Annotated in this window: 14 protein-coding genes; 3 read left to right on the top strand and 11 right to left on the bottom strand. The window is 44.7% G+C overall.

All coding sequences use genetic code 11. The features are described 5' to 3' along the window. Nucleotides 1-42: 42 nt before the first annotated feature. Both ACOJQI_RS02445 and ACOJQI_RS02440 read right to left on the bottom strand, forming a co-directional pair. Nucleotides 43-1,833 carry a YhgE/Pip domain-containing protein gene (locus ACOJQI_RS02445; RefSeq protein WP_421383206.1) on the bottom strand — a complete coding sequence of 597 codons (1,791 nt, stop codon included), beginning with the start codon at nt 1,831-1,833 and terminating at the stop codon, nt 43-45. A gap of 2 nt (nt 1,834-1,835) precedes the next feature. Beyond that, on the bottom strand, nt 1,836-3,893 hold the full coding sequence (locus tag ACOJQI_RS02440; RefSeq protein ID WP_421383204.1) for an efflux RND transporter permease subunit: 2,058 nt from the start codon (nt 3,891-3,893) through the stop codon (nt 1,836-1,838). Nucleotides 3,894-4,055: 162 nt separating this feature from the next. On the opposite strand from ACOJQI_RS02440, the gene ACOJQI_RS02435 reads away from it, so the two are divergent. After that, complete coding sequence (locus ACOJQI_RS02435) at nt 4,056-4,625, top strand: TetR/AcrR family transcriptional regulator (RefSeq protein WP_421383202.1); 570 nt, start codon at nt 4,056-4,058, stop codon at nt 4,623-4,625. Nucleotides 4,626-4,929: 304 nt separating this feature from the next. Here the strand turns inward: ACOJQI_RS02435 and ACOJQI_RS02430 are convergent, their stop codons facing one another. From ACOJQI_RS02430 to ACOJQI_RS02420, 3 genes are all read right to left on the bottom strand, one after another. Continuing rightward, on the bottom strand, nt 4,930-6,186 hold the full coding sequence (locus ACOJQI_RS02430; protein ID WP_421383200.1) for a cytochrome P450: 1,257 nt from the start codon (nt 6,184-6,186) through the stop codon (nt 4,930-4,932). 98 nt (nt 6,187-6,284) lie between these two features. Beyond that, nucleotides 6,285-7,505 carry an MFS transporter gene (locus ACOJQI_RS02425; RefSeq protein WP_421383198.1) on the bottom strand — a complete coding sequence of 407 codons (1,221 nt, stop codon included), beginning with the start codon at nt 7,503-7,505 and terminating at the stop codon, nt 6,285-6,287. A gap of 125 nt (nt 7,506-7,630) precedes the next feature. Further along, nucleotides 7,631-8,269 (bottom strand): O-methyltransferase, encoded by a 639-nt coding sequence (locus tag ACOJQI_RS02420; RefSeq protein ID WP_421383196.1) that lies wholly within the window; start codon nt 8,267-8,269, stop codon nt 7,631-7,633. Nucleotides 8,270-8,579: 310 nt separating this feature from the next. Between ACOJQI_RS02420 and ACOJQI_RS02415 the strand changes: the two genes are divergently transcribed. Then, nucleotides 8,580-9,053, top strand: coding sequence for a hypothetical protein (locus ACOJQI_RS02415; protein ID WP_421383194.1), 474 nt, complete (start codon nt 8,580-8,582; stop codon nt 9,051-9,053). A 535-nt stretch (nt 9,054-9,588) separates the two neighbouring features. Here the strand turns inward: ACOJQI_RS02415 and ACOJQI_RS02410 are convergent. From ACOJQI_RS02410 to ACOJQI_RS02395, 4 genes are all read right to left on the bottom strand, one after another. Beyond that, nucleotides 9,589-10,335, bottom strand: a complete 747-nt coding sequence (locus ACOJQI_RS02410; RefSeq protein WP_421383192.1) for an RQC-minor-1 family DNA-binding protein — start codon at nt 10,333-10,335, stop codon at nt 9,589-9,591. Nucleotides 10,336-10,362: 27 nt separating this feature from the next. Further along, nucleotides 10,363-12,021: an SWIM zinc finger family protein gene (locus ACOJQI_RS02405; RefSeq protein ID WP_421383190.1), complete on the bottom strand. Its 1,659-nt coding sequence runs from the start codon at nt 12,019-12,021 to the stop codon at nt 10,363-10,365. A gap of 16 nt (nt 12,022-12,037) precedes the next feature. After that, nucleotides 12,038-13,279, bottom strand: coding sequence for an IS1096 element passenger TnpR family protein (locus tag ACOJQI_RS02400; protein ID WP_421383188.1), 1,242 nt, complete (start codon nt 13,277-13,279; stop codon nt 12,038-12,040). Nucleotides 13,280-13,404: 125 nt separating this feature from the next. Then, on the bottom strand, nt 13,405-14,664 hold the full coding sequence (locus ACOJQI_RS02395) for a GntP family permease (RefSeq protein WP_421385375.1): 1,260 nt from the start codon (nt 14,662-14,664) through the stop codon (nt 13,405-13,407). Nucleotides 14,665-14,861: 197 nt separating this feature from the next. Here ACOJQI_RS02395 and ACOJQI_RS02390 point away from each other — a divergent pair, with 197 nt between their 5' ends. Further along, a complete protein-coding gene (locus ACOJQI_RS02390) occupies nt 14,862-15,446 on the top strand; it encodes a hypothetical protein (protein ID WP_421383186.1) in 585 nt (194 codons plus the stop codon). An 81-nt stretch (nt 15,447-15,527) separates the two neighbouring features. Here the strand turns inward: ACOJQI_RS02390 and ACOJQI_RS02385 are convergent, their stop codons facing one another. Together ACOJQI_RS02385 and ACOJQI_RS02380 are read right to left on the bottom strand one after the other, a co-directional pair. Beyond that, the gene (locus ACOJQI_RS02385) at nt 15,528-16,724 is read right to left on the bottom strand and encodes an MFS transporter (RefSeq protein WP_421383184.1); all 1,197 of its coding nucleotides are present in this window, start codon (nt 16,722-16,724) and stop codon (nt 15,528-15,530) included. A gap of 331 nt (nt 16,725-17,055) precedes the next feature. Next, on the bottom strand, nt 17,056-18,159 hold the full coding sequence (locus tag ACOJQI_RS02380; protein ID WP_421383182.1) for a 5-methyltetrahydropteroyltriglutamate--homocysteine S-methyltransferase: 1,104 nt from the start codon (nt 18,157-18,159) through the stop codon (nt 17,056-17,058). Nucleotides 18,160-18,241 lie beyond the last annotated feature (82 nt).

Raw genomic sequence — 18,241 nt, 5'->3', positions numbered from 1 at the left:
TCTAACTGGACCGGGACAAGGAACCTGTCCCTCCGTCCCAACTTATTTAAACAGGTCCATCAATAACTCCCAGAACCCTTTCTCTTTCTCAGGCTCCGCTTTCTTCACTTCCTGCTCTTCCATCTCAATGCTTTCTGTCTTGATGACGAACTGGACGGAAGAAACATTTTCGTTTTCATCGGAAACGAAGGATACCGGCTCGAAATCCGACTTATCATATTCCGAAATCATTTTATCGATTTCTTCCTGCATTTGTCCCGGCAGGTTTTTTGTTTCTTCATATAATTCGCTGGTACCATCATGCAGTTCGCCGACTCCGTCTTCCAGCTCGCTGGTGCCGCCGGTCAGTTCCACAATTCCTGAATGGAGCTTGCTGTAGGATGACGATAACTGACCTACCCCATCTGTATAGCTGACAAGCCCGGAATGGAATTCGCTGTAATTGGCAGAAAGGGAAGCAATGCCTTTTTGCAGTTCAGTCAGTCCGCTCATATCGGTTTCTTTGAGTGAAGCAGAGATGCTGTCAGCAGTCGTTGTCAGCTGGCCGCTCATTTCGCTCACCGAGCCGCTGAGTTTTGCCAGAGTCGGCTCAACCGCTGCAAAAGCTTCTTTTACCTGAGCATAAGTGCCTTTGACTTTTTGCGCTGCGGCATATGATGCTGCAAGCTTATCAACTACGGCAGGGTCCGCACCGCTCTCTTTCAACGCGGCAATCTCTTCTGGAGACACCTGCTCAGCCGGAATTTCCTGTATCGCTCCATCCAATGCCGCATAGGCACCCGCATAGTTTTCTTGCAAAGTTGAAAGGCCGTTGGCAACTTCCGTCAGGCCCCCAGCTAATTGAGTCAAGCCAGCAGGAAGTTCGTTCAAGCTTGAAAGGTCCATTTCGGATGACTGTCCTGAGAGTGATTGATTGATCTGAGCAAGAGCATTGCGGATGGAAGCTGAACCATTGACTAGGCCGGCGGAAGATCCGCTCAACTCGCTCATTCCATTTTTATATTTTGCCGACCCGTCCTGCAGGCTGGCCGTCCCGTCATTCAGTTCGGAAACACCCGTCTCGAGTTCAGCCACACCATCATTCAACTGCTTGATGCCATCCGATAATTGAGCCATATCTTCTGTCATGTTCCCTGTTTCTGATGTATCGATCGGCAGTGTGGAAGGGACCGCGGCGATTTCGACTCCAGTGAATTCGAAGTCTTTTACATTTGCTTCGACGCTGAGTGTATCCTCTTGCCCGGGCATGACCGTAAAGGTGATCTGCTTGTTCTTCCCTGCATTGGCGACCATTCCGTCAGGTGCCTCAATCCCTTGATAGGTGTTTGGAAGCGCCAAGGACACTTGCAGCAGGTAGTTTTCATAGAAAACAGAATCTCCCTCTTTGTTTTCTTTTACATCCACAGAGATCTCAAGATGACCGGTTTTTCCCGCCAGTTCCTCAGGCTTCACTTTTTTGCCGTCGAGCAGATAAGAAACCGTTACATCCCAAGGCAGCTCCGTATCCTTATCCATGTTTCCCTGATAATAAAACTTGCCTTCCGGGGCTTCCAGCTCCACTTTCTGCCCCTCTTGGGTGATATCCGTCAGATCAGTGAGGTTTTTGACACTGCTGTACTCCCCGTAATCGAGGACATCGCCGGCTTTTGCAACCTCAAGGGTATTCACAACATAGATGTTATCCAATTCCCCGCTGGCATTCAGCGTGGCATACACCACTTCATCCTTTGAAGCGACTCTGCCTTCCGTTGCAGCCTGTGCGGGATGACTAAGAAATGAAGGCAAGACGACCATCGCAGCGAGAGCGGTATATTGTAATTGTTTTTTTCTCATCATCATTTCTCCTCATAGTAGTTTGCTTTATAGGTTGTTTTTTTGATCAATTTATCGAATACCAAAAGCATGGCCGGCAAGGCGAACAGCACCATGATGAACGCGAGCAGCGCCCCTCTTCCCATCAACAGGCCGATGGATCCGACAATCGGATTGGAAGATGTGATCCAGAGGATGAAACCGACACTCGACAAAATGGCAGCTGAGATGGAAATCGAGAATGTCTTCTCATCCAATGTTTTTACGATCGCTTCTCTTGCAGGCATCTGTTTCCGGTTGTGATTGTATTCTTCTGTGAACAGAATCGCGTAATCCACTGTCGCGGCCAGCTGTACGGTACTGACGATCAAGTAGCCGACAAAGACCAGTGATGTGCTGGTGAAATAAGGGATCGATAAGTTGATCCACACAGCTGTTTCAATCGTGATCAGCAGCACAATTGGCAGTGAAATCGATTTAAAGCTTAGCAGCAGGACAATCGCAATCGTCACCACCGTCAACACATTGACGACGACATTGTCTTTATTGACTGTGTTTTTAATATCATAAAGCGTCACGCTTTCTCCTAAAGCAAGCGCCTCATCTCCATAATAGTCCTGAGCTGCTTTTTCCACGTTTTCCACAAGCTCAAATGGGATCTTTCCTTCTGTTCCCTGGTTTGTGTTGATGATGATCCGGCTGTAGTTTTCTGAATAAAACTCCTTGGTGATCGATTCATCCAGGTATTCAGGCGGAATCTCGGCACCGACCTGGTTGGCATACGCCATGACCCCTGTCACATAATCCATTGCTTCCAGGTCATCCACAAGCTCCGCTTCTTTCGCCGCATCCCCTTTAGGGACCAGCAGAACGATCGGCGTTGTTTCACCAAACGTTTGATTAATGATTTTCGCGTCGCTTCCAACCCTTGTATCTTCGGGCTGCGTACCTGTTCCATAAATAAACGACGTATTGGTCTGTGCCAGGAAGGCGGGAACAATGATCGCGGCGACAAGAATCAGGACAGGATACTTCACCTTCATCACTTTATTGCCGATACCCTTGAAGCTCGGCACAAAGTCCTTATGCTTCGTTTTGTCCATCCATTTATAAAAAACGAGCGTCAATGCAGGCAGGAATACCATGACACTGATGAAACTCAGGATGATCCCTTTTACAAGGTTCAACCCAAGATCCGAGCCGATTTCAAATTTCATGAACGTCAGGGCGATAAATCCAAAAAAAGTCGTCGCCGCACTCGCCACAATTGCCGGGAAGGATTTCTTCATGGCGAGCTCCATCGCCTCTTCCGGACTGCTGGTCGTTTTCCTGTAATCTGAAAAACTATGAAGCAGGAATACTGCGTAATCCAGCGACACGGCCAGCTGTAAAATCGGTGCAACCGACTGGGTGACAAATGAAACTTCCCCGATGAAAATGTTCGTTCCTAAGTTGATCAAAACGGACACACCGATCGCCGTCAGGAAGAACAGCGGCTCTATCCAAGATGTTGTCGAGACGACCAGGATCAGGATGATGATCGGCACCAGCAGCATCGCCGCATACATCGATTCTGAGCCTGCCATCTTTTGCGAGCTTGCTGTATTGATGGCCTCTCCCGCAATGGCGCCGTCTTCACCGATGATTTCATAAACAGCATCAGTGACTTCCACTTCTTCTCCACTCTCCACACTGATCGAGAAGAGCGCATTCTTATCTTTATAATAGTTTTCCACCGTCTCTTCATCTGCTATTTCGAGCGGTTTCTTTAAATCGACCATATCGTCGAGCCACATGACACTCGAGACTCCGTCAATGTCTTCTATTTGTTTTTTATAATCCAGGGCTTCCTGTATGGTGACACCGGTGACCATGACCCGGGTATCCGGAACATCCCCCGTAAATTCCTCTTCCATGATGTCCATCGCCTGTGTCGACTGGGCATCCTCCGGTAAGTAATCGACCATATTGTAGTTGACCGATACAAAGAATTGCGCAGCTGTTGAGAGTACCGTGATAAGGACGAAGGCAATCAAAACAGCTTTTTTATGTTTTATAATACGTGATGCGATATTTATCATTTTTCATCCTCTCTTGTATCTTTCCGATTTACACTTTATCATTATATTAAACACCGTGTTGGATATTCAACAAACAGTTGCTTATATAATGTACAGTACACAACAGATATTCATTTTATGTTGGGTAACTTTGTGAAAATAGTGTGAAGGAAAGGACTACGGATGATGAGTTCAAAAATGGATCGAAGAAAGCAGTATACCCGTATGGTTTTAAAAGAAAGCTTGATGGAGCTGCTGCAGAAGAAGCCGATTTCCAGCATCACGATCAAGGAAATCTGCGAGAAGGCGGACATCAACCGTTCCACCTACTATGCCCATTTTTCAAACCAATACGAACTGCTCAACACAATAGAAGAAGAGTTCATCGAGGATTTGGTCCGGACTCTCACTCAATACAATTTTTCAAAAGATGATGACGCCCTGCAGATGACCGAAAAATTCTTTGAATTCATAGCGGAAAACAGTGAAGTGTGCCAAACCCTTCTAAGTGAGAACACCGATATCCACTTTCAGAAAAAGGGCATGAAGATCACCCAGCAATTCATCTTCAAAGACTGGATCACCGACATGAAAATGGACGAGGAAACCTACGAATACATCAACCTCTTCATCGTCAGCGGCAGCATCTATGTAACCAAAAATTGGCTCGATAACGGGCAGAACAAGACCCCGAAGGAAATGGCGGAGATCCTTCATAACTTTATTAATAAAGGGTTGTCGAATATGCGGTAGGGACGGAGGGACAGGTTCCTTGTCCCGGTATTGGGGTCTAGGGTGATGAAAATAAGGGGAGATATTCCCGTTAAACTGGTGCAGGGTGCCCGTTTCGGGGTATATAAGCGGAAATATTCCCTTTAATCAGAGAAAAATTACTAATTTTCATATGTGTCGGGGTGAATAGAGGGAATATTTCCCTCTATTCACCCTATTTTCAATGTTTTTTTCTAAATAAGAGGAATTTCTCCGCTTATTTTTTGAGGGGAAGGTTCACTCCGCAAAAACAGGCCGCCTCTTGTCGTTGGCGGCCTTTTGCACGTTATTTCCTTCTCACGTTCCGAAGTTTCAATTTACTCTCGGGCAGACTCGGAATGTCGTTCATGCTGTAGCTCAAATTCTGCTCTGGAACGGTGTAGCTCAGATGATTCACCAGGTAGTCAACGGTCACCCTGAGAAGGTCAAGCGTCATCCACTCTCCCGCACAGCGGTGTCCGATATCGTACTCTCCCCCGCCCTGAGGGATAAAATCAAACGGGCTTCCGGACCAGGAGGCAAAGCGATCAGGATCAAATGTATCGGGCTGGTCCCACAGCTGCGGATGATGGTTCGTGCCATATAAATCAAGCAGCGTCAGGGTGTCTTTTTTAAACATAAAGCCCTTCCACTCGAAATCCTTTTTCACACGCGCAGCGGCAAATGGGAAAAACGGATAATAACGGCGCACTTCCTGGATGAAATGCTGCTGTTCATCCTTTCCGCCGCTTTTCACTTTTTCCGCTTCCTCTGGATACTCATGAACAGCCAGGGCCGTGAAATCCGCATAGACAGAAATGGCGGTAATCGGGCGCAGCAAGTTCAAGAGTTCAACTGCCACAACCTTCGGCTCCAGTAATTCCCCATTAAGATCCTTATGGAATGAAAACTGATAAAGCGCCCGCTGTTCATCCGGGTGAATGTCGTTTTTGCGGACCCTTTCCACTAATTCTTCAAGCCACTCTTCCGTTTTGGAACGGGATCTCCGTGCCTGGAAGTGCTTCAAACCAAAGTCCGCCGCGCCTTCAAACATGTCGCTAAGTTCGTCAGTCCACTCTTCCAGACGGCCCTGTTCAAGCGGCACCCCAGTCCAGTCAAAAGCGGTTTCCGCAAGCATTTTCTTCACTTCCTCATAAAGGACGATCTCATCCTCCTGTTCCCACCTCTTGCTATAGCGGTCCCACTTCCGAGCAAAGATTGACTGGGCTTCTTCAAGAGCGCCCTTCGACATCATGGACATGAACATCGCCTTCCGGTTCCGATGCTCATCACCGTCCAGTCCCTGGACACCGCCCTCACCGAACAGGGTTTTCTGTGCAAACTTAGGAGCCGCACTTTCCCGTTTGAACCGTTCATTGTCATAAAAAAGCTCCGCCGCTTCTTTTCCAGTCAAACAAATAGCGGCATCTCCTAAAAGACTGGTCTCAAAAACGGGAGTGTCGTACTTATCGCTCCGGTTCATGATATATTGATAGCCTTCCTTGAGAAGGCGATAATTTTCAATTAAACCTGTTTCTTTTGGCATTTCCTTATGTTCAGACATGATTTGTTCCTCCTTGAAAACAAAGAATCCATCTTATGTTTACCACTTCTTGGAGGAAACAAACACGGTAGGGATTGGTTGGTGGTGGAATGTCCCCTCTATTCCAGCTCCGCCTCCCGACTCTTCTCCTTAACCATCATCACGCCAAGCACACCGAACGCGGAAAAGATCACCGGGACGAGGAAGCCAAAATAGTAACCATTAAATTGATCCAGTATTAATCCAAAAACAGCCGGCAGCAGGACGGCGCTTAGAAATCCTCCCGTATTTGCAAACCCGGTGACGATGCCGGATTCTGTAACAGGAAACGTCTGCCGGACCGCTGCGAAGGTTAAGGAATTGGATCCGAACCCGAATCCAATGGCAAAAAACAGCGTAACCAGCAGGTAACCAGGCGGCTGCCCTTCAAATACAAGAAATGCAGCCCAGCACAATAGAACGAAAATATGAAACACAATATAGGGCCGTTTAATGGCTCCCAACCAGCTGGAAATCCAGCCTATCAGAGGCGCCCCGATAAGCGCCCCTACCAGGCTGATCATAATGAGCTGGCTGGCTTCCAGCCGGGTCATCCCGTATACATCCATTCCATAAGGCACAGCCCATGAACCGATGAACCCTATATATCCTCCGACAATCCCGAAGTGACACAAGAACAATGCCCATGCCTGCCGGTTCGAGAGGATTCTTCGAACTAAAGCTGGTATTCTTTCATTCTGTAAGCTGTTTTTTACATACAGCGGCTGCTTTGTTTTTTTCACAAGTACAAAATAAAGGGAAAAGCTGCACAGGCATAACAACAAACCTGCCAACAGAAATGCTCCCCGCCAATCAAGCGCGACAATCAGAGAAGAGAATGGAACGGTTGCCAACAGGAACCCCAGGCTCCCTGTCATTCCCGCAACCCCAATCAACCGTGTAAACTCCCTTTCGTTAAACCAGAGGCTCAGTACCAATATCATGTTAACCCAGATGGTCGCATCTCCAATCCCTGTAAGAATGCGGGCAAAAAACAGGACGACTTCATGCGTACTCAAGCTGTAAATGAGCGTTCCCACACCAGTGAGTGCAGTCCCGATGATAAGAAAAATATTCGGTCCATAACGGTCAGCTAAAATACCCATCGGAATCTGCAAACCGGTGTAGACAAAAAATTGGATACTTGTCACTAATCCGATCGTCGCTGCCGTGACACCGAAATCCTCCATCAGCCTGTCGGTGATCAAGCCAGGTGCGGTCCGCTGGCTTGCCATAATCAAATACGTAAATAATACGGAAGCAAAGATCACCCATCTGAAATTACTGTTTTGTTTCTCCATCCCATCTACTCCCGTTACCTTTTACTTCTATATATATGGATTTCTTTCAAGAGTAGTAACAGTGATTTCCAGGCTCCCCAAAAAGGAAAAAGCCCCTGGCAGCTGGATGCCGGGAGCTTTGTGGGTTACGCTTTTACTCGTGAGACCGTCAATCCATCGCCGATTGGAATGAGAATGGATTCCAGCTTAGGATGGCTTGCGGCCGTTTCATTGAATTTTTTCATGAACTCCGTTGAATGCTTAGGCTCAATAGCGGGGTCCGCGACACTTCCGCCGGCAAGGACATTGTCCGCAACAATCAAGGCACCAGGTTCCGCAATCCTGATGCAGGACTCCAAATAATTTTCATAATTCCCTTTGTCCGCATCGATAAAAAAGAAATCGTATTTCTTCTGCTCCTCCGCCAGTTTTTCAAGACTTACCAAAGCTTCACCCGTAATATAGGTTACCTGGTTACCGAAGCCTGCTTTTGTGAGATTGCGATGAGCGAGTTCCGCGTATTTATCCTCCAGCTCCAGTGATGTCAGCTTTCCTTCACTTCCGAATCCCCTCGCAAGGCAGATTCCGCTGTAGCCCCCAAGCGCCCCTATTTCCAGGACATTCTTAGCCCCTGTAATGGAAATGAGCATCGTAAGGAGCTTTCCGGATGAAGGAGATACCGAAATCGACGGCATCCCATTTTCTTTGATCGATAAAAGAACCCCCTCCAGAATCTCATCCTGAGTATTGAATACGGAATCGATATATTGATTGATTTGTTTCATTATGCATTTCCCCTTTCTTGATTCTTTACGAAATGAGTATTTTTTATTGTCCTGAAGGCTCTTCCTCAAGACACTTTCATTACCATTTTCCCAGGTTCATGTCCTTGAGACCCTTCCTCAAGACACTTTCAATCTCCTGTTTCCTTCTTTATGTCCTTGAGACTTCCCTTCAAGACACTTCCAATCTCTTTTTTCCACGTTCATTTCCTTGAAACTATCACAGACCCCCACTCCCGCCAAGAAAATTTTGTAAAACTAAAAATCTTCTACTCAGCCATGATATAATAGAAAAATGAAGGGAGGTATAGTAATGGAAGAACTATTAAAGCAGTTCATGGAACAGATGAATAAGCGGTTTGACCAAGTGGACAAGCGTTTTGAGAAAATTGATCAACGATTGGATAAGATGGATCAACGTTTTGACCAAGTAGACCAACGTTTCGAAAAAGTGGATCAACGCTTTGACCAAGTAGACCAACGTTTCGAAAAAGTGGATCAACGCTTTGACCAAGTAGACCAACGCTTCGAAAAAATGGACCAACGAATGGACAATTTGGAAAAAGACGTAAAAGAATTGAAAGTCGGACAAGACCAGCTGAAGGATAACCTTATCAATGGCCTTGGACCATACTTTGAACAAATCGAGAAACACATCGACGCCAAGACCGATGAAATTAAAGAAACTCTCGAAGACCAGCAGCGCGTCACTGATACTCTATCAGCTCGATCCATCAAGCATGAGAGCGAAATAAAGGATTTTAAACGTATTTTAAAAAATCAATAGGATCCCAATTCACAGCATCCACCTTCAGCCCAAATTATTTATCGAAAAGATCATTTCGAGATATTTCCTTCGTTTCTTGGTCAATTGTGATTCAGGCTCCTCACCCCACATCAGTTCCTCATACTCAATAACCAAATCGTTCTCCAATGTATGATAGGATTTGTCATATAAGACCTCCATAAGTGGAGCGTACTGAAATAGTGATTCATCAACAAAAAAATTCTGGGTTCTACTCTTTTTATATACAAAAATTTCAGACTCAAAATCGTCCCTGGTAATGTATAATTCCTTTTTGAATTCAAATAAAAAGAAATTGACTCTATCAGAATAAGATCATACAATCCTTGATGGCCTTAAATAAATAATGCCTTTGCCGGTCATACTCTGAAGTTGATGGCTGGTTTGCGGCATTCCCTTTTCTCTTGCAATCCTTGCATATATGCTGCTTATGGCCCTTCCCGCTGAATTTTTCATTAGGCCTATTGGTTCCGCAGCCTCGGCAGTAACGCCCCATTCTTTCCTTCCCCTCCCTGCCTTACCAAGATGAATACTCCTCACGGCATTCCTTGCACCTCTTCGGCAGAGCAAACCCTTTCTGTTTATAAAACTTCTGTTCCCCTACAGTAAACGTAAACCGCTCTCCGCATTCAAAACATTTTAAGAGGTAGTCGTATGGCGCTGAACCCATTAACGCTTCTTCAATTTTATTTTGTCTTTCCTGGACTTCCAGTTCGTGAACCGGTTCCCCAGTTTCCAAGACCCTGATGGTCTCCCGGATCTCTGCCCTGACTTTTTTATACTCAATTTTTTCCCAGAGTTTTAAGTAAGGAATGAACCCCTGATTGCCGGATTCCTTAATTTTCTCCAGCATTAAAAGAATCATCTGGCGGTTCCTGTCTTTTAAATACCTCATGTCGGGATTTTCTTGCCCTTCGGCGATCCAGTCTCTCCACTCACTGATTAACCCATCAGCATACTGGTCAGATTCAATCAGCCATCCCCTCTCCGTGTACACAACCCGAGGGAGTTTTCCAAAATACTCGATATCCAGAAAGTCATGATCAATCATCCAATCAATTTTCTTCGTTACCTCTTCCAGCTTTTCTGTCTTGAAAAATCCATAAAACGGCGTCTTATCCAACTCCAGCTCCAACACCTTTTTCTCTTTGGAACCTTTTAAAATCTTAGCGAGGAGTGTCCTCCCTCCCTGTGCGATAATCGGGTCTGCTGCCCTTAAGATTGCTTTGATTTCTTCATGGGACATTGTGTTTTGTTTGGACATTAGAACGGCAGCTCCTCATCTCTTTTTTCATCTGATTTTTCCTAATTCATCCAGGAAGGCCGGTTTTCTCTTATATAAATCCATAAGTGCCTCGATGACTCCCACCTGCTGCGGCTTGCCGGCAACCTTCTTGAAACGGTTTAGTTTGCGGCAGACTTCCCGATAATTGCTTCGATTCGATGCGGACTTCGCTTCTTCTAAAATATATTTTGTATAAATCTCGATGACTTCTTCTTTATAGTCTTTCTCCAGCTTACCGGCGTATTCTTCAATATATCTTGGATTGTCCCTCACGAATTCCAGCAAAGCTACTGTATCATTCTCTTCTTCAATTAGCTGAAGCAGCAATTGTTGGGAGTACCACCCTTTGGATGTCTTCCATTCTTTTTTAAGATGTGTGTAAAATCCCTTGTGATCTGCTGCCGCCAGTTCCTTCAAATCATGATAGTAGCTGAAGTCCCCGCCCAGCAAAAGTTCTCTTCCCAGTTGCTCTTGTTCTTTTTTCAAGGAAAGAGATTTGTATGCTTTATACCGGTACTTTTTCCAGCGGGAGACCAATCCTGGATATTGCTGATCCTTCTCTTCCCCCTCGAAAGAAACGTCAATAACTTTTTGATAATCCTCTTGTTTAAGGTATTTCTCCAGCAATTGCTCTTTAAAAGAAGAAAGGTGCATATGGTCCTGTATGAACTCCATCCCTTCCTCTTCAGTTCCGTATTCTTCGATCAATTGGTACAACAATTGAAGCAGGCTTTCGTTCGTATATTTCAAATAATCATTGTCTGCATCATTTCTTAGTGAATCCTCTACTTTATTTTTTAACTTTTCTCTAAAAACTTCATCGTCCGCAAATAGAAAACAGATATTCAGCAAGGCAATCTTGAAATCTTCCCAGCCATCAAAGATTTTCTTATCAGTATGGGCTAGAAGCTTTGTGAAAATCTCCTGTCTGTGGCTTGACCCTGTTTCAAGATCGGCGGCAATTACTTCTATTACAGACTGGGCCTCCGCAATCAGATCGCCAATATCCCCATCTGAATCATCAGCATATTGGAAAGCATAGATTGCTTCATCCATTACTAGAAGGGCTATATCAGTTCCTAACAGGGGACTTGCAGCACTCTCTGCCTTTTGTAAAACATCTCCCATTTCCGCGGTGAATTTCCCTGCCGACCAATAATTGATGAATCCATCTCTTCCTTTATATTTTTTAACGATGGACCTTATCTGTTTTTTACATAATGTAACTATTTGATCATGGTCCCCTTGTGAATATTTCACTATCAGGCTGTTTTCCAACGCTTCATCTTGGTCAGCTAGATCTGCTAGTATGTCCATCAATTGTTCTTTCGAAAGGCTGCTTAAAACGTCTTTTATCTGGGGGGTGTTTGGCAGTTTCTTTTTTGCCTTAGCTAATTGATTCACATCTTCATTGATCTGAAAATAGGCAGCCACTTCATGCTTGCACACCGGACCAAAATCATAAGGGCAGCTGCAACCTGAACATATAATCTCTCCATTATCATCGATCTTGACCAGTACTTCATACTGATCGTTTCCTTCAATATAAAAAAGAAATTCATTTTCACTGGTGCTGGCTCCAACTACTTTTCCATCGATGTAATAATCATGTCCTCTATCCAAAATTGTTTCGTTGATTTGGCTTTGAAAGCTTTTAAGATTCATTTCGTTCACCTCTCGATTAGACCTCTCCTGATATTTCTACAATTGCCGGCTCCCCGATCTCTTCCTCATCAATGATTTCCAACACTAGAATCTTGAATTCCCACTCTGCCATAAAGTCAAATAAATAGAGAAACATCTGTCCTTCGTATAAATCCAACATGCCAATCTGAACCTCATCCGCATAAGGTCTATTGGTATCCATCGGCGCATTGTAGAAGTGTTTACCGAACTTTTGCCCATCCATATAAAATGCATATAAATGATCGCCGCCAAATTCAAAAGCCTCTTGGATGGCATCATGTACATCCAATAAGGTATGAGAACTGGAGAATTTGAGCGTCTTCCAGTCTGAATCAAAATTCACTTTAAAAAGGTAATTTCCCGCTTTAAAGGCAGGCTCCTGCTTCCTTAAAACTTTCCTTAATTCCTCTTGTTGAAAATAGGGACTTAACAACTCGACAAGTGATTCAGCATTCTCTGGTTCTTCTTCTATTTCTTCCTCTCTCCCGGTTCGAAAACCAAACAATTCTCCCAGTGCATTAAAGGCTTGTTCCTCCGCAGGGTCCGAGTACATTTCATAGGTTTCAGCTAATACATGCTGAATTTTTTTAAAAAAGGGAGTCAATGTGATGGATTTTGCGATAGTATATTTATGGTTTCTTTCCTCACTTATCGTAAAAGTCCAAAACCCAAAATAACTGAAATAATAGAGAAAATGACCATATTCAACAACCGATCCAATTTCCTTTTTCCGACTTAACTTGATTTCTTTATTGTCAGGATATGCCTCAAGCTCTTCAAATAATATATCGACACCAATAGGCGGTCTGCCCGATTTCTCACCTTGAAGCTCTTTCCAATCTGCTTCCGTCCAAAATGCTTCAAGCAATGAGAGATACTGTTCGGTAGCAGTGAGTCCCATGAATACATCAATCGGCTCATCTTGAATGATGGCAGCAGCCGAAGATTTAGTACGCTTAACCTTTATAAAATCAAGAACAAGGGAAAGCTCGTAAAACAGATGCAGCATGGGATATTCCTGCTGTGTGGCATGCTCTGGAACCTCTCTTTTTTCTCCCTTCATTTGTGATTGAAGGGCAATCAGATCCTTTTTCGTAAAATATCCTTTTGATCGTGTTAATTTTATTTTATGAGTCGATACATAGGTTAAAAACCTTCTGAAGTTTTCTACTATATGAGAGGGATAGTCGGGAGTAACAATTATTCTGCTATATTTATCAGGTAATTCTTTCTCCATTATTTATTTCTCCCTTCCAAAGTTTTATATAAAAAATCAGCTGATTTTATGCTGTAAAACTAATAACAGCACCATTATAACATCCTTATCTACATAAGAAAGGGACAAGGCGCGTACCTTATCCCTCAAAACACCACCGTAAAAATAACCGTAGAAACCACCACCATCACCACCGCAATCAATATTTCATAAGGCAGCGCGATGAACCGTTCTTTCATATCCATATACAAACTCTCCCGTGATATGTGAAAGAGAGGACCGTGCGGCAGGAAGTCAAAGCCGACAGCTCCTGCGTTGATCATCGCGGCACTTGCCAGGGCGGTGACTCCATTTTCCAGCAGCATGTCTCCAAACACATTACTCGAGATGGCCGATGACGATGTTGCTGAAGCGGTCGCCATGGACATAAATGCTCCCGACAGCGGGGCGATGAACGAAACAGGCAGGTGAAAAAAGTTCAATCCGCTCATGATCAGGTCATTTAACGAGGAATGGACAATGATTCCGGCCAATGTCCCTGTTCCCAGGATGACGATGGCGATGCCGGACATTTTTTGGAGCCCGCTTGATATATGGAACTTGTAATCTTTTATTTTTCCCATCATGAGCAGGCCGAAGATCCCTCCAGCCGGCAATGCGACCAAAGAATCGATTTTGATGCCGAATAACGGCTGCAGCGAGAGCAGGAAGATCGTAAATAAAGGACCGGAGATCGCTCCGATAAAAGAAGGATGATCTTCTTTATCGACCTTTGCTTTTTCCACTTCCGTTACTAGTGAGCCCTTTGCACTCAACTTTTTCGCAAAAAAGTAAGTCAATCCCGCTCCAACGACTGCCGGCCCGATGCCCGCGGCCATTACACTTGTCAATGGCAGTGAAAAACTTTCAGCCGCCGCAATCGTACTCGGATTCGGTGCTATGGCATTCCCCGCTCTTCCTCCACAAATCACAGCCAGCAAAATACTCAGCCGGGATATCCCTGTGCGTTTGGCAATCATTAACGCAATGGGGGCTACAGTTAAAATCGCCGCTGCAATAAACACCCCTACTGCCGTCAAAACCATCGACGATAATGCAATCGCCAGCAATGCCCTTGTCTCTCCCAATTTGTTCACGATTGTATTGGCGATCACGTTGGCTGCGCCCGATTCGACCAAGACGCCGACTAATACACCCGCTGCCAAAATCCGCAGTACCGCCGGTGTCAGCAGCTGCGCACCGCCGATCATATACTCTATCGTTGCCGGCAGATCCAGGCCGCCGAGGAGTCCCCCCGCACAGGCACCTGCCATCATGGCATATGCCGGGTTGATTTTCCTGAAAATCATGATGATGGTCAGAGCCATCGCCAGAAACACGCCCCAAATACTAACTTGTAAATCTATTATGTCCACCGCCTTATTCTACTTGGAAGTCTTGAAATTTCCTGTTATTAAATTACATTTTTCAACACGAGATGCGCGAATTCCTTCTTCTTCGATTTTCTCTTCCCTGCAGGAAATCACGCCTTTAAAAAAGAAAACATAATGTAAGAGTTTACGAGTATGGTTTAAAAAGGCTGCCCAATCGAAAGGAGAATCTTATGTATAAAGCGTGTATGATGATGGTCCTGCTGCTGTTATTAAGCGGCTGTCGTATAGAGATGGATCTGAACGGGGTCTCCTCTCCGCAGCCAATCGCTGGATTGCAGGAACAATCTGCATCTGCAAAGAACACCTTCAGGCGAGATGAACCTTTGGGAGTATATCTTAATGGAGATGTGGTATACAGGGAAAACCGAATCACTCTGAAGCTGGAAACAGCATTGCCAAAAGGCACGATTTTGAATATCATTTTACGAGAATATCCGAAAGACGCGTCCTTAAGGGGAATTGCTGATGGCAGCGTGCAGCCTGTTGAGACCCCGGTTTATGAAGGAACAGTCGAAGCACAGTCCCAAAATATCAACTTACCGGTAAAACGGAATCCAGAACAAATATATGATTTGTCGGTTGAATTCAGGCCTGAAATCCAGACGGATGAGCTAAAAGAAGTCTATGGTGAAAGAGGCGAAAAAATCGTCATTGCCAGGAATCTTAACCGCTATGAATACGAGGGCAGGACCATGATCGGAGTCGAAGCATCCAGTTATATCGGTTTTCCTCCAGGTTCCGGGTGGCTTGAGTAGCAAAGGCTGGTTCCAGTTTTACATGGAAATGAAAGAAAAGCTGAAGATCCCTTTGGTCTTCAGCTTTTGCTTACTTTTGAACTATTCAGCTTTTCCATGCCGCTTCATCCGCTGGCTTGCCAGATAACCCGCTGCCAGAATAAAGAAGATCAGCAACAGGCCTGTAAATCCATTGGTAAAACCTATCCGTTCTATTGCAAATCCGAATAACGGAAAACTGATCATGATGACGAAACTTTCCAGCAACCCAATGAGTGAAAGAAAAGTAGACCTTATATTGCTTTTTAAAAATTGCTGTATAAACGAGCTGAAGATTGGTTCAAACAGGCTCAACAGCTGTGCCAGGAAAAGAAAGGACAAGAGGATAGCCCAGTCACTTGCAAAGATGAACAGGACAAAGAATAAAAGAAACAGTCCCAATCCGTAGTATAAAATATTGAAAAACTTGAACCTTCTTTCCACCCTGTAAGCAATCTTTGCCATTGCCACCCCTAAGAGCCCCTCAATTGTAAATACAGCTCCTACAACAACGGGGGAAAATCCCAATTGGATGAAATATTCCTGCCCGTAGAAAACAATGATCACCATGACGGCACTCGCCAGAATAAAGAGTACGACAGGCTGGTGGATGACCGAATTCCTTCTCCAGACATTGATCCCCAATTTAAATTGATGAACCCATTGATGATACCAGCGTCCCGCCACCTCTTCAGGCTTTTCACGGACTGGTTCCTTCATAAATAATAACGGAATAATCGCAAGGACATGAGTGAAGATTGTTGAGCCGTATACCCATTCCCAACTGATATCGGCCATGAAGCCTCCGAGGAACTTGGCAAGGCTCAATGACAATAAACTGATAGCCGTCATACTTCCAATGACCCGCGTATAATCTTTCTCACGATTTTGGTTTTTCAACGTGTCGTAAGCAAATGCCTGCTCGGCTCCCGAATGGAAAGTGACCAGGAGACCCATGGATAAAAAGGCCAGTGTGAACATTGAAAAGGTTCCGCTGATCAGCATAAAGATTCCATAGAGGAGGCTGAAAACATTCCCGATTATCAGGCTGACCTTTCTTCCATATAAATCAGCCACCATGCCGGTCGGAACCTCGAAAAGCACGATTGCTAAATGGAGAAGGGCTTCCAACACCCCGATTTCGCCAAATGTGAGCCCCTTATCACCCAGATAGATGACCCACAATGCCCGGTCAAAAAACAACTGGGCAAAAAATATATAAAAATAAAGCAAATAAATATTATTCTGTTTAACAGCCATTGAAATACATCCCTTCTTAAACATAAAAGTAAAAAACCACAGAGAGATCCCCTGTGGTTGTGACTATTTTTAGGAAATCCATGAATCGCTCATATTAAATTTTCAGCTAAAAAAGGACAGACTTGTCCCGTTGGCAGCTGAAAATCCAAAAATAGACATCATGAAGATAAGATATTTTTTCTCTTCTTTGATATCCAAAGTGAACGATTGCATGATTTTCCCTCCTTTATGTTCAAGATACTTTCCATTATATAACTCTTTTGATCACCAGACAACCTGGCGTTTTCCGTAAAAAAATCGGGATGAGTCAACCCCATCCCGATTCTTTCCTCTATCCCCAAATTTCTTTAGAGATATCGACAATGTATTTCAGCTTCGCCCACTGCTCTTCCTCGGTTAAAATATTCCCGTGATGGGTGGAGGCAAAGCCGCACTGCGGGCTTATACACAGCTGTTCAAGAGGCACAAATTGTGTGGCTTCTTCCACCCTGGCCTTGATGTTTTCCTTGTCTTCCAATGTTCCATGCTTGGATGCGAACACGCCCAGCACTACTCTCGGTCCTCTGTTTGGTATGTAATCCAATGGTTTGAAGTCTCCGGAACGGTCATCATCGTATTCAAGGAAGAATCCGTTCACCTTTTCTTTTGCAAACAGAGTCGGGGCAATTTTAGCGTAACTGCCTTCGAATGCCCACTTCGAGCGGTAGTTGCCGCGGCAGAGGTGAGTCGTGACAATCAAATCTTCCGGCTTATCTTCCAATACGCTGTTCACTACATGAAGCGCCAGGTCAATTAATTCTTCACGGGAATAGCCGCTGTCATTGAAGGGAATTTCCGGTGCATTGAGGCCGGCAATATAGACATCATCGAATTGTAAATAACGGCAGCCCGCATCATAAAAAGCTTGAACGGCATCACGATAAGTTTGGATCACATCAGCCGCATACTCCTGTACGTCCGGATAGATTTCAAGGTTGCGGATCCCCGCGTTGAATAACTGATTCGGACTCGGTATCGTCTGCTTCGGAATCGCGCGGTCCCCGACAATTTCTTTGAACTCAATAAAATCTTTTACATGAGGATGATCCTCGTTAAAAGAGATCTTTCCTGTAACGCGGACATCATATCTTTCCGTTTCTTCTCCTTTGAACTGAAAACCGCTCTCCGGAACATAACCTTCTACTCCGTTTAAATGCTCCAGGAAATCCGTATGCCAGAACCTGCGGCGGAATTCGCCATCCGAAACAGCCTGCAGCCCCACTTCAATCTGCTTATCGACAATCCTTTTGATCTCTTCTGTCTCGATTGCATGCAGTTCCTCCGAGGACAGGGTTCCTTCCTGAAATTCTCTTCTCGCCTGATGAATTCTCTCCGGTCTTAAAAGACTTCCTACGTGATCCGCTCTGAACGGAGCAGCAACTAATGTTTTTGTCATGATAACCATCCTTTTCAATTTGAATTTAGTGAAACCAAAAAACCCCTCTTCTTAAACATAAGAAGAGGGGTTGATAAACAAA

This window comes from Bacillus salacetis, from assembly GCF_049177075.1.
GTDB classification, from domain to species: Bacteria; Bacillota; Bacilli; order Bacillales; family Bacillaceae_B; genus Rossellomorea; species Rossellomorea salacetis_A.
Note: the sequence above shows the minus strand (reverse complement) of the source record. Positions and strands in the feature narration are given on the sequence as shown.